Below are 12,818 nucleotides of genomic sequence, written 5' to 3'. Positions count from 1 at the left end.
TTTTCATGGCCACTATCGCCGAAATCGTCGTCGAAGCTGAAACCCCCTCGCGCCTCGCCGCCTTCTGGGCGGCAGTTCTCGATGGCTATCAGGTCCGTCCCTATGACGACGCCGAAATCAGCCGGCTGGCGAAGCGTGGGTTTACGCCGGAGACGGACCCGACCGTGATGGTGGACGGCCCCGGCCCGTCGCTCTGTTTCCAGCGCGTCCCGCTGCGCGATTACAGCAACAACCGGGTCCATCTGGATATTGCCGTCGATGATGTTCCAGCCGCCATTGAACGCATCACCGCGCTTGGCGGCAGCGTCCAGCGAAGGGAACCAGGCTATACGGTGATGAAGGACCCGCAGGGCAATCAGTTCTGCATCGTGCCTGCGAGATAAAACGAGCCTTCGGTCAAATTTCGCAACGCGCCGCGGCCGGCGAAGCTGTGTCTTCACGAACACGAGGCGAAGATGGAAATCCGGGTGAAATGATGTCTGGCCGATGCGCGCGATTTTGCGAGCTGGCTGGACGACTGGCGCGATTGCCGCCTGCTGCAGGGGCCGCAGCAATATGAGGGGCCGCTTGCACCGTCATGCGTAGATCAGCAAAAGCCGTCTGCGCGATGCGGAGGATGAGGAAACTGGCGCATGAAGTGCCGGACGGGTGAGGAACGCCGATATCGTATGACTGCCCATAAGGAACGAAAATTGCGCACCCTCTCGTTCCGTCTTGCACTGGAGACAATATTCGCGTAGAAGCCCGCACATCGATCTTGCTAGATGGACTTTGTTTCGGCCATTTGTGCCGTTCCTGGCGAACTTCCTCCAAAATCGGTCTTCATCGCGCGTTGGCTTTGGCCGGTGCGTTATCTTCTACGTACGATTTTAAAGGATATCGTCATGAACACAGGTACCGTTAAGTGGTTCAACGCAACCAAGGGCTTCGGCTTCATTCAGCCGGATGACGGCGCAGCCGACGTTTTCGTCCACATCTCTGCTGTCGAGCGCGCCGGAATGCGCGACCTCCAGGAAGGCCAGAAGCTTTCCTACGAGCTCGTTTCCGACAAGCGTTCGGGCAAGATGTCGGCAGACCGTCTTCAGGCGGCCTGAGCCGCGCAAGGCTTGAGAATATCATCTCCGGAACGTGACCACGGATGTACTGGCACGTTTCGTCGAGATGGCAGGAAGGTCGGGTTAGCCCGGCCTTTTTCCGTTTGCGCCAAGCGTCTTGGATATCACTCCGCCGCTGCTCGCTTCAGCCCGGAAATCTGCGTGATGAAGGCGCGAAGGGCGGCCGGGCGCACCGGCTTGTGCTGGATGGCGATGCCGTGGCGCTCCGCCTCCACCCTGACCTCCGGCGTCCTGTCGGCGGTCACCAGCAGCGCCGGGAGATCGGTCCCGAAGCACTCCCGCAAATTCAGGATCGCGGAAATCCCCGTCCCGTCGCCGAGATGATAGTCCGCGATGATGAGATCGGGCGCGGGCTGACGCGTGTGGAAACCCGAAGCCGCGGCCAGGGAGTCGATAGCCTCCACCTCGCAACCCCAGCCGGAAATCAAGAGCCGCATGCCTTCGAGGATCTTCGGCTCGTTGTCGATGCAAAGGATCCTTAATCCCTTGAGCGGCTGCGGCAACCGATCGGTCGGCGCTGCGGAGGACGGTGCCGCGCCGGCCTTGGAAACATCGAGTGGCATGACGATGCGGAAATCCGTGCCCTTGCCGTGCGTCGAATGCAGCTCGACCGGATGGTTGAGGACGCGGGCGATGCGGTCGACGATCGAAAGGCCGAGGCCGAGGCCGGAGGCCGTTTTCGCGCCTTCGTCGAGGCGCGCGAATTCCTTGAAGACGGTGCGGAATTTCGAGGGCGGAATGCCGATGCCGGAATCCATCACCTGGATCACCACCTGGTTTCCCCGCCGCCGGGCGCCGACCAGCACCTTGCCTGTCAACGTGTATTTGATGGCGTTGGAAACAAGGTTCTGCACGAGGCGCCGCAGCAGGTTGGGATCGGAGCGGACCCGCAGCGATGTCGGCATCACGACGAGTTTCAGCTTCTTCGCCCGGGCAATCGGCGCAAAATCGGTCTCGATGCGCTCCAGCAGGCCGGCCAGCGGCACGGATGTCAGGCGCGGCCGCATCGCACCCGTATCAAGCCGCGAGATGTCGAGAACGGCCCCCAGAATGGTTTCGACCGATTCCAGTGCGGAGTCGATATTGCGCACGATCGGCCCGTTTTCGGACTGCGCGATACGCTCGACGAGGGCGGAGGAGTAAAGCCGCGCCGCATTCAGCGGCTGCAGGATGTCGTGGCCGGCGGCGGCAAAGAAGCGGGTCTTGCCGATGTTCGCTTCATCGGCGGCCGCTCGCGCCTCGCCGAGTTCGCGGTTCACCCGCGTCAGCTCCGCCGTTCGCTCGGCAACGCGCTGCTCCAGCGTCTCGTTTGCCTGCTTCAGCGCCTGGTCGGCCGCAACACGCTGGGTAATGTCGGTAAAGGTCGCCACGATGCCCTTGTCCGGCATAGCGTTGGACCGCACTTCGATGATCCGTTCGCCGCCGCCGAGAACGAGCGAGAAGGGTTTGTCGAGCGTCAGGAAATGCCGCACCGTCTGGCTGAGTTCGGCGGCTGGAACGTCACCGCGCTGGCTCAAGATCGCCACGATTTCCGAAAGCGGAAAGCCGACACGGCCGACATCCTCCGGCAGGTCGAGAAGCTGGCGGAAGCGCCGGTTCCAGATCGTCAGCTGGTTGGAGCTGTCGAAGACGGCAATGCCCTGGTCCATCTGCGAAAGCGCCGTCTGCAGCATGTCCTGGTTATACTGCAGCGCCTCGCTTGCCTGGTCGAGCAGCCATGCCGTGTCGGCGGAAGCGTCCTCGGTCTTCTGCAGGATCAGCGAAAGCACCAACCGCGCGGAAGAGGATCCGATGGCGCTGCCGAGCAGTTGTTCGGTGAAGTGGATGAGCGCCATGTCGGCCGGTTGGTCGTCCTCCAGCTTGCGCCCGGAATTCTGCTCGTATGTCGCAAGCGATCGCTGCATGCGCTCTTCGCCGAGATAGCGCGAGATTGCCGTTTTCAGGTCGCCGACGCTGATGCGGGTCTTCCATCCGCGGGTCGCAAATTGCGAGCGCGACTGCCCCTTCACGAAGATGCCTGCCTGGATGCGCTCCAGCGGACGGGCGTTGCGCGTCATCGAGCCGACGATGAAGAAGCCGGTATTGATAAGCAGGCTCATCGCTGTGGCGTTGACGAGCGGATCGGCATCGGCTGCAGCAAAAAGCGCCGTGCCCGGAAAGATGAAGCTGAGGAAGGCGGTCGCGACATAGGAATAATCCGGCCCGCCGAGCGAAGGCAGAAACAGCAGGTAGAACCAGATGACGAAACCCGACGTAAGGCCGAGAATGGCGCCGCGTGCATTCGCCCGCCGCCAGATAAGACCGCCGAAGAAGGCGGGTGCGATCTGTGCGATCGCGGCGAAGGACAAAAGGCCGATCGAGGCAAGGCCGGCCGTGCTGTCGGTCGAGCGGTAATAGGCATAGCCGAGCAGCAGGACGGCGAAGATCGCGCTGCGGCGGATGTTGAGCAGGCTTTTCGCGAAGTCATCGCGCTGGCCGGTGCGTCCGGCAAGCTTCCGGCGCAGGAAGATCGGCATGATGATGTCGTTCGACACCATGATCGAAAGCGCAACGGAATCGACGATGACCATTGCGGTCGCCGCCGAAAAGCCGCCGATGAAGGTGATCAGCGAAACGATCTGCATCTGCCCCGCAAGCGGCAGGGACAACACGTAAAAGTCGGCATTGCCTGCGCCGCCGAAGGTCAGCAGGCCGCCGATCGCCACCGGCAGCACGAAGAGATTGATGGCGATGAGATAGAGCGGAAAGAGATAGCCGGCGAGCCGCAGCTGTTTTGCCGAGCGGTTTTCGACGACGGTGACGTGAAACTGGCGCGGTAGCATGATGATCGCAATGGCCGACAGCAGTATCAGCGTGATCCAGCGGCTGATCGGCGTCTTGTAGTCGAGGGTTGCGTTGACCAACTGGTTGTCCACGCTTTTCCGCCAAAGGTCGGCAGGCCCATCGAACAGAAACCAGATGACGCAGATGCCGGCGGTCAGGAAGGCGACGAGCTTGACCAGCGATTCCATCGAAACGGCGAGGATCAGGCCGTCCTGGTGCTCTGTCGCATCGGTATGCCGCGTGCCGAACATGACAGCGAAGCAGGCCAGCACCAGGGTTGCGATCAGCGGCAGATCGAGGAAGTAGAGGTTGCCGCTGCCGATGCCATAATCCGAAGGATTGACCATCGCGGTCATCGTGCTGCTGATCGCCTTCAGCTGCAGTGCGATATAAGGAATTGTGCCGATCAGCGAGATCAGCGCCACGATCGTTGCGACCGTGGGATTCTTCCCATAGCGGGCGGCGAGGAAGTCCGCGACGGAGGTAAGCTTTTCGGCCTTGGCAAGTTCGATGATCCGCCGCAGCACCGGCATGCCGAGCGTGAAGACGAGGATCGGGCCGATATAGATCCCGGCAAATTCAAGGCCGCGCTGCGAGGCGAGCCCGACGCCGCCGAAATAGGTCCAGGAGGTGCAGTAGATCGCAAGGCTCAGCGCATAGACGATCGGCCAGCCGCCGTCCGGTATGCCCAGCCTCTGGCTTCTACGGTCGCCATAGCTTGCGACCGCAAAGAGCAGCAGCAGATAGCCGAAGGCAAACGCGATGATGACCCAGCCTTGAAGCATCGACCCTCCACCGGCGCGCCATCCGCCGGTTCTCCCAAAAGACATCAAGAGTAAGGGAAATCGTCTGTCTTGGAAATTGCGATGATCTAGGCATTAAGTCCAAGGCGCTGGAAGGTCCTGGTTGTTTCAAAATTTGCAATTGAATAATCAATCAAGAGATGTAGCTAATAAAAACAACGGACTGTCCGTGAGAGCGCATCAGAGGGAGGCAGATCGGATGCTCAATGAATTCAAGGCCTTTATCGCCCGAGGCAACGTCATGGACCTTGCCGTCGGCGTCATCATCGGCGGTGCTTTTGGCGGCATCGTCAAATCGCTGGTCGACGATATCATCATGCCGATCGTCGGTGCCCTTTTCGGTGGTTTCGATTTTTCCAACTACTTCTTCGGTCTTTCGTCTGCGGTCAACGCGCCGACGCTTGCCGCAGCCCGCGCGCAGGGTGCTGTCTTCGCCTATGGCAATTTCATCACCGTGGTCATCAATTTCCTGATCCTTGCCTGGATCATCTTCCTGATGATCAAGGGCGTGAATATGCTGCGCAGGCAGGTCGAGCGCAACGAGCAAAAGGCAGCGGAAGAGGCGCCGCCGCCGGCCGATGTCGCGCTCCTCACGGAAATCCGCGATCTGCTGGCCAGGCGTCCGGCGGTCTGATCAAGGCATCGCAGCCCCGTATTTTGCGAGGTTGATTCATAACGAAAATCGATACGGCATCACGCATTCTCATGGGATTTGCGCCCGGTTTTGTTTTATGAAAGCGAAAACCGGAGATCTGCATGTCGATTATGAACAGCCTCAGCCCGCGCGCCGTTTCGGCGCCAGAAAGCGGGATCGTCGAAGTCGTCAATTATGCCCGGGGCCGCGATGGCCTGCTGCCGCTCTGGGTCGGCGAGGGCGATCTTCCGACACCGGATTTTATCAGCCGGGCGGCAATGGACGCGCTGGCAGCGGGAGAGACCTTCTATACCTGGCAGCGCGGCATTCCGGAGCTTCGTCAGGCACTATCTGACTATTACGCCCGGCATTTCGGCATCAGCCTGCCGGCGGAGCATTTCTATGTCACCGGCTCAGGCATGCAGGCGATCCAGATTGCGGTGCAGGCATTGACGTCGCCGGGCGACGAACTGGTCTATCTGACGCCCGCCTGGCCGAATATCGCCGCTGCGCTGGAAATTGCCGGTGCCCGCTCCGTCGGGGTTGAGCTTCAGTTCGAGGGCGGCAAATGGGCGGTCGATCTCGATCGCATCGAAGCAGCAATCACCCCGAAGACAAGAGCGCTGTTCATCAATACGCCATCCAATCCGACAGGGTGGACCGCCACGAAGAGGGATCTCGCGGACATCCTTGAACTTGCCCGCAAGCGCGATCTCTGGATCATGGCGGATGAAATTTACGCCCGATATTTCTACGCCGGCACCCGTGCGCCTTCTTTCCTTGATATCATGGTACCGGGCGACAAGGTCATGTTCGTCAATTCCTTCTCGAAGAACTGGTCGATGACCGGCTGGCGTGTCGGCTGGATCGTGGCGCCACCGGAAACCGGGCAGGTGCTTGAAAACCTGATCCAATATTCGACCTCGGGCGTTGCGCAATTCATGCAGAAGGGTGCGGTGGCAGCCCTCAACGAGGGCGATGGGTTTGTCGAGGCCAATATCCAGAAGGCGGCTCTTTCGCGCGACATCCTCTGCGATGCGCTGATTGCCACAAACCGCGTCGAGACGTTGAAGCCGGACGGTGCGCTCTACGCCTTTTTGAAGATCGACGGCGTCACCGACAGCCGCAAAGCAGCGCTGGATATCGTCGACAAGACGGGCGTCGGCCTGGCGCCCGGAACCGCCTTCGGCGCAGGCGGAGAGCTTTTCCTGCGAGCCTGTTTCCTGCGCGATCCGCTACAGGTCAAGGCAGCAGCCGACAAGCTCTGCGATTACATTCTGAAACTTTGACGCTCAAGGCCCGGCCGTCGCAGCCGGACCCTTTTTGATGTCAGAAACGGTGGTTCGCTAAAATTGTAGCAAAACCGGAAATCAGCCTCTAACCACAGCAGCAAACTTACCGGTTCAAAGGCGTCCGAACGGGTGCCTGATAAGAAGATCTGAAAGGAAAAACCGCGTCAGATGCCCTGTCCGATAAAACAGGGAACGGGACATGGCAATTTTGGTGACAGGCGGCGCCGGCTACATCGGCAGTCACATGGTTTGGGCACTGCTCGATGCAGGCGAGAACGTCGTCGTGCTCGATAGCCTTTCCACCGGCTTTCGCTGGGCGGTCGCGCCTGCTGCGCGCTTCTACCTGGGGGATATCGCCGATGCCGAGGTCCTGAAGACGATCTTCATCGAGAACGACATCGAGGCGATCATCCATTTTGCGGGCTCCGCGGTCGTTCCGGCTTCGGTTGCCGATCCGCTTTCCTATTACGACAACAATTCCGGCAAGACGCGTGCGCTCCTGAGCGCGGCGATCGCTGCCGGTGTGCGCCATTTCGTCTTCTCGTCGACGGCGGCGGTCTACGGCCCGCAGAAGACTTCCGGTCCGGTCAAGGAAACAGCGCCGCTCAACCCGGAAAATCCTTATGGCCAGTCGAAGCTGATGACGGAGTTCATGCTGCGCGACGCTGCTGCGGCCTATGATTTCGACTATGTGGCGCTCCGCTACTTCAACGTTGCAGGTGCCGATCCGCACGGCCGCGCCGGACAATCCACGAGCGGCGCGACGCACCTCATCAAGGTCGCCTGCGAGGCAGCCCTCGGCAAGCGCGACAGCGTGCATGTCTACGGCATCGACTATCCGACGCATGACGGCACCGGCGTGCGCGACTATATCCATGTCACTGACCTTGCCGAGGCTCATCTCAAGGCGCTGCAGCATCTGCGCAAGGGCAAGGGATCGTTGGTCGCGAATTGTGGCTATGGTTCCGGCTATACGGTGCTCGACGTGCTGAACATGGTGGTGCGCCTGCACGGCTACGCGTTCAAGATTCATATGGCGCCACGCCGCCCGGGCGATGCCGCAAGTGTCGTCGCCGACGCCACCTTGGCGCATCGCGTGCTGGACTGGACGCCGAAATACGATTCCCTGGAGACGATTGTTCGCAGCGCACTGGACTGGGAGCTGGCGCTGATCAACCGCAGGGTCGGGGAGCTGCACGGGGTGCACCGCGCCCTTGCCGCGGCTTCCTTCTAAACGCGATCACGCCTGTTTTTTGACGCAAAGTCCACTGGAACGAAGCGCTTCCTCTGTTTATTGATGGGAGGTCAATCGAGGGTGGACGGCGGACATGCAGAACAATCACGAACGGGAAGTCATTATCGAACGGCGCGGCACGGCGGGGATCATCCGCCTCAATCGGCCGAAGGCGCTGAACAGCCTGACGCTCGGCATGGTGCGCATGATCGACGCGGCGCTCGACGAATTCGCCTATGATGACGGCGTTGCAAGCGTGGTGGTGACGGGTGAGGGCGACCGCGGCTTCTGCGCCGGCGGCGATATTCGTGCACTTCACGAAAGCGGGCGCTCGGGTTCCGAGCTTGCGGAGACCTTCTGGCGCGAGGAGTTCACCCTCAACCACCGCATCGCAAGCTACGCTAAACCCTATGTCGCCCTGATGGATGGTATCACCATGGGCGGTGGCGTCGGCCTTTCCGCGCATGGGCGGCACCGCATCGTGACGGAGCGGACGAGGCTTGCGATGCCGGAAACCGGCATCGGCTATTTCCCGGATGTCGGAGCGACCTGGCTGCTGCCGCGCATGCCCGGCGAGACGGGAACATGGGCAGGATTGACCGGCCAGGAGCTGAATGCGGCGGATGCCATCTATGCCGGCCTTGCCGATTTTGAGATCCCGTCGTCGCGGCTGCCGGATGTCATCGACGCGTTGGCTCGGCTGCCGGTCGGGTCATCGCCGGTAGCTTGCGAGGCTCTGCTGAAGCATGTTGCCGGCAAGGCGACCGAAAGCCGCCTGCAGGTCGTTCGGCCGTTGATCGACCATGCCTTCTGTTTCGATCGCGTCGAAGAGGTTCTGGAAGCGCTCGCCGCTGACGAAGGCGAATTCGCCGCCAAGACACGGAAGACCCTGCAGATGCGCTCGCCGACGAGCCTGAAATTGACTCTGCGTCTGCTGAGGGAAGGACGGCAGAGCGTCAATCTCGCCGCCTGCCTGAACCGTGAGTTAGGGGCCTGTATGCAGATATTGAAATCCGCGGATTTTTATGAGGGCGTGCGGGCGGCGGTGATCGACAAGGATCGAAATCCGAAATGGTCGCCTTCGACCATCGAGGCGGTAAACGCAGAGGTGCTCGCGCCGTTCTTCAAACCGGCCGATCGCCCTCTTGCCCTCTAGCGCCACATTCCGCGCATGCGGGCGCCGACATCGATGCGGACTTGGCGCGCCTGTTGCGCGGAGGCGCTTTCGCTCTTGACCTGCGGCCAGCCGCAGACCTCGAAAAATTGCAGCAGCGTCGCCGGGATGAAGCGGGTGCGCGAGGCATAGACGTGCCGGTCGCCCTGCGCATTCTGCCCGTGCGTGAAGAAGCGCTGCGGGACGACGAGATCGAGATTGTCTCTGGCGCGCGTCATCGCGACATAAAGCAGGCGCCGCTCCTCCTCTATTTCCGCGCTGGTACCAACGCCGAGATCCGACGGAATGCAGCCGTCGACAACGTTCAACATGAAGACCTTGGTCCACTCCTGACCCTTGGCCGAATGGATTGTCGAGAGGATCAGAAAGTCCTCGTCGAGCAACGGCACGCCCGCCTGGTCGCTGGTCGCATCAGGCGGATCGAGCGTCAGTTCGGTCAGGAAGCGTTCGCGCGACGGATAGCCGCCGGCGATTTGCTCGAGCTGCAGGAGATCGGCCTGACGCGTTGCGGCATCCTCGTGCAGCCGCTCGAGATGCGGCTGATACCATTCTCGGACCAGGCCGATTTCGGCGGGCCAGCCGGCTTTCCCGGATCTCAGCTCCTGCATGACCGAAACGAAGGAGGTCCAATCCTCGCCGGCGCGCGGCGGCGCGGGCATGTCCGCGAGGGCCTGCAAGGGGACTTGGATCTTCCGCCATCTGGTCGAGTGCCCGCTGGGCCGTCGAAGGTCCGACGCCCGGCAGGATCTGCATCAGCCGGAAGCCGGCGACCCGGTCGCGTGGATTGAGCGCAAAGCGCAGGACGGCCAGCATGTCCTTGACATGCGCGCTGTCGAGAAATTTCAGGCCGCCGAATTTCACGAAGGGAATGTTGCGGCGGGTGAGCTCGACTTCCAGCGCGCCGCTGTGGTGCGAGGTGCGGAAAAGCACCGCCTGGTTCTTCAGCCGCGTGCCCTCTTCGCGGTTTTCCAGCACCTTGTCGGCAACATACCGGGCCTGGTCGGCCTCCTCGCGCACCGTGACGAGGCGCGGGCGCTCGCCCGATTGCCGCTCCGTCCATAGGTTCTTGGTGAAGCGCTCCGAGGCAAGATCAATGACGGCATTGGCCGCGGCGAGAATGGGTTGCGTCGAACGATAGTTGCGATCGAGCGTGACAATATCGGCCGGCGGGCTGAATGAGGCCGGGAAATCGAGGATGTTGCGGACTGTGGCGGCGCGGAAGGAATAGATCGACTGCGCATCGTCCCCGACGACGGTCAGCCCCTGTCCCTCAGGCTTCAAAGCAAGCAGGATGGAGGCTTGCAGGCGGTTCGTATCCTGATATTCGTCGACGAGCACATAATCGAAGCGGCCGCCGATATCCTCGGCGATCAACGGTTCGGCAACCATCTGCGCCCAGTAGAGGAGCAGGTCGTCATAGTCGAGGACGTTCTGGGTCTGCTTGGCCTCGACATAGGCGGCGAAAAGTTCGCGGAGCTGCTTTTCCCATGCGGCACACCAGGGGAAGGCGTCACGCAGGACCAGGGGCAGTTCCGTCTGCGAATTCACGGCCCGTGAATAAATCGCAAGGCAGGTGCCCTTGGTCGGGAAGCGGCTCTCCATTTTCGAGAAGCCGAGATCGTGACGAACGAGGTTCATCAGATCGGCGCTGTCTTCCCGGTCATGGATGGTGAAGGCGGGGTCAACCCCGATCTGCTCGGCATAACCGCGAAGCAGCCGCGCGCCGATCCCATGGAAGGTACCGCTCCAGGCCAGCGCATCGGCCATGATGCCGGAATTCCTGCCAAGAACCTCAGCGCAAATCCGCTCGACGCGGCGCGCCATCTCAAAGGCCGCCCGGCGGGAGAAGGTCATCAGCAGGATGCGGCGCGGATCCGCACCCTTGACGATCAGATGCGCAACGCGGTGCGCCAGCGTATTGGTCTTGCCGGAACCCGCGCCGGCGATCACCAGAAGCGGACCTGCAACATGGCGACCGCCGGCAAGCGTGCCGTGTTCGACTGCCATGCGCTGCTGTGGATTGAGCTTTTCGAGATACATCCAGCCATCCGGTTGGGGGCCGCACGCAATGACGGCGCGGACAGATTAGGCGTTCCTTGAATGTTCTCGATAATGATTCCTGTCAAGCGCAAGCTTTAGTGAACGGCGGACACCACTTCCTGCCGCATGAGTTTCAAGCTCCGATCTGGCTGGAGAATGTAGGTTTCCCGCACCCGGTTGCCGCTTGAATTGTAGAAATTGTTGTAAACGGCGCTGCCGACGGGTGATTTTGTCAGTTTGGTTCGCGGCTGCCCGCCATAGGTCAAGCTGCCGGGAATGGGCGTGGGCTCCGATGCGCCGGAGGATGTGCAGGCGCACAGCAGAACCGCCGCGAGAATTGCCGAAATGATCACTTTCATTGAACTACCCCGGCTGTCGATCCGTTGCATATGGACCACCTGCTACCGAACGCCAAGGGTGGTTTCAAAGACAATGCTTGATTGCCCATCAGCTTGGCGTGCCGTTATGCAACGGAAAACCGCTTTGGAGCGTCAAAGCCACTGCTGCGGTGGCGACCGGTCAGTTCGGTTCTGGCTGCTGGATCGTCTTTGGTGGCGTGTCGTCATTTCCCCCGCCCTTGTCGAAAGGTTTGACCACCAGGATACTGAGAATCGAGGCGATCATCGCTGCAATAATGACAAGCATCAGTGTTTTCATGGCAATTTCTACTTCGGATAACGTGATTTGGGACGATTCAATTAAACTTTTCCAAGCGAAAGAAAAGTTCCAAAAGATTCTCGCGAGAATGCGCAAGAAAAAGTGGGAACAAAAACTGCATCTCACGTGTTTGATCGTCTGAATTCAACGCCGGAGACTGTTATGAGGACGACATTCCGTCTGGGCGCTGCCGCCCTTCTTGTTGCATCGGCCGCATTTGCCACACCTGCATCCGCCTCACTCAAAACCGATATCGATTATTATTCGGCATTGCCGCAGGATCAGATTGCGCTCAATGAATATACCGCCGCGCCTGCCTGTGAGCCGGCGGACGCGCATTATCTGCCATCCTTCATCCGTGCTCCGGACGGCACCATCATCGGCGTCGGCTATCTCGAGATAGAAAGCGACAGCAACTGCTGAAGAGCAGACTATGGGGATTCTGCCCGGACAAGGCTCGGCTGCACATGGCTGAGGGAACGAGCCTCTGACCATCATCATGATGGCTGCGGTATTTTATGGGTAGCCAGCGCTCGCGTGCAACGCCTTTGGCGCAGGTTTCCAGCCTATCCTGCTTCAACAGTTAAATGAAAATGAACAACCATGCCTAAACGGCACAGGGCAGCAATTCCGATTACAGTCGGCCGTAGTGCACCCGTCAGTGCAGCTTCAGCTTGGCTTCTTCCGCCGCCGCCAGAAACTCGGCGCGGGCCTCCTCGGCAGTCTTGCGTCCATCGAGCGCCGCGCGGCAGGCACTGCGGGCCTTAAGATAACGAAGCCCGCGGTTTGCGGGCCAAAGATCGGTAAGACATTTCAATGCATCGAACGGGCCGTTCACGGTTCGCGCATCGGCGTTTTCGAAGCCGACTTTGACCGGATTTCCCCATCGTTCCGTTGCCATAGGCGTATTCCTCCAGTGTTTACGCCAAAACGCGCATCCAGCCCGTTGCGTTCCCCTTACAAGGACCGTGCACACGGATATATTAGCGGGATATTTGTCGCCGGCAATCGGGTTGATCGCGGCAGATGCGCAAGATGCGACGGAG

General features: G+C 60.6%; 11 protein-coding genes and 1 pseudogene. 8 read left to right on the top strand and 4 right to left on the bottom strand.

Annotated elements, in window-relative coordinates:
• Positions 1-5 precede the first annotated feature (5 nt).
• Both ACZ9DP_RS32530 and ACZ9DP_RS32525 read left to right on the top strand, forming a co-directional pair.
• The gene (locus ACZ9DP_RS32530; protein ID WP_476204753.1) at positions 6-383 is read left to right on the top strand and encodes a VOC family protein; all 378 of its coding nucleotides are present in this window, start codon (positions 6-8) and stop codon (positions 381-383) included.
• Between the two features lie 501 nt (positions 384-884).
• A complete protein-coding gene (locus tag ACZ9DP_RS32525; protein ID WP_022718262.1) occupies positions 885-1,094 on the top strand; it encodes a cold-shock protein in 210 nt (69 codons plus the stop codon).
• Between the two features lie 125 nt (positions 1,095-1,219).
• Here ACZ9DP_RS32525 and ACZ9DP_RS32520 read toward each other — a convergent pair whose 3' ends face one another.
• Entirely contained in the window at positions 1,220-4,723 is a 3,504-nt protein-coding gene (locus tag ACZ9DP_RS32520) for a hybrid sensor histidine kinase/response regulator (protein ID WP_476204752.1), read from the bottom strand.
• Positions 4,724-4,940: 217 nt separating this feature from the next.
• On the opposite strand from ACZ9DP_RS32520, the gene mscL reads away from it, so the two are divergent.
• The 4 genes from mscL to ACZ9DP_RS32500 all read left to right on the top strand — a co-directional run bounded on the left by mscL (position 4,941) and on the right by ACZ9DP_RS32500 (position 9,057).
• Positions 4,941-5,375 carry a large conductance mechanosensitive channel protein MscL gene (gene mscL, locus ACZ9DP_RS32515; protein WP_074066594.1) on the top strand — a complete coding sequence of 145 codons (435 nt, stop codon included), beginning with the start codon at positions 4,941-4,943 and terminating at the stop codon, positions 5,373-5,375.
• 122 nt (positions 5,376-5,497) lie between these two features.
• Entirely contained in the window at positions 5,498-6,664 is a 1,167-nt protein-coding gene (locus ACZ9DP_RS32510; RefSeq protein ID WP_476204751.1) for a pyridoxal phosphate-dependent aminotransferase, read from the top strand.
• A 202-nt stretch (positions 6,665-6,866) separates the two neighbouring features.
• Entirely contained in the window at positions 6,867-7,901 is a 1,035-nt protein-coding gene (gene galE, locus ACZ9DP_RS32505; protein ID WP_476204750.1) for a UDP-glucose 4-epimerase GalE, read from the top strand.
• A gap of 94 nt (positions 7,902-7,995) precedes the next feature.
• Positions 7,996-9,057 (top strand): enoyl-CoA hydratase/isomerase family protein, encoded by a 1,062-nt coding sequence (locus ACZ9DP_RS32500; protein WP_476204749.1) that lies wholly within the window; start codon positions 7,996-7,998, stop codon positions 9,055-9,057.
• Here the strand turns inward: ACZ9DP_RS32500 and ACZ9DP_RS32495 are convergent.
• Both ACZ9DP_RS32495 and ACZ9DP_RS32490 read right to left on the bottom strand, forming a co-directional pair.
• Positions 9,054-11,115, bottom strand: a pseudogene (locus tag ACZ9DP_RS32495) (ATP-dependent helicase). The gene ACZ9DP_RS32500 and the pseudogene ACZ9DP_RS32495 sit on opposite strands and share 4 nt — an antisense overlap.
• Positions 11,116-11,210: 95 nt before the next feature.
• The gene (locus ACZ9DP_RS32490; RefSeq protein ID WP_372416026.1) at positions 11,211-11,474 is read right to left on the bottom strand and encodes a hypothetical protein; all 264 of its coding nucleotides are present in this window, start codon (positions 11,472-11,474) and stop codon (positions 11,211-11,213) included.
• 77 nt (positions 11,475-11,551) lie between these two features.
• On the opposite strand from ACZ9DP_RS32490, the gene ACZ9DP_RS32485 reads away from it, so the two are divergent.
• Positions 11,552-11,914 (top strand): hypothetical protein, encoded by a 363-nt coding sequence (locus ACZ9DP_RS32485; protein ID WP_476204748.1) that lies wholly within the window; start codon positions 11,552-11,554, stop codon positions 11,912-11,914.
• A gap of 20 nt (positions 11,915-11,934) precedes the next feature.
• Positions 11,935-12,195 (top strand): hypothetical protein, encoded by a 261-nt coding sequence (locus ACZ9DP_RS32480; protein WP_074066599.1) that lies wholly within the window; start codon positions 11,935-11,937, stop codon positions 12,193-12,195.
• A gap of 235 nt (positions 12,196-12,430) precedes the next feature.
• On the opposite strand, the gene ACZ9DP_RS32475 is transcribed toward ACZ9DP_RS32480, so the two are convergent.
• The gene (locus ACZ9DP_RS32475) at positions 12,431-12,673 is read right to left on the bottom strand and encodes a DUF982 domain-containing protein (RefSeq protein WP_074066600.1); all 243 of its coding nucleotides are present in this window, start codon (positions 12,671-12,673) and stop codon (positions 12,431-12,433) included.
• Positions 12,674-12,818: the final 145 nt, after the last annotated feature.

It is taken from the genome of Rhizobium sp. USDA 4016, assembly GCF_056279705.1.
This window is presented reverse-complemented; position numbering and strand designations above follow the sequence as displayed.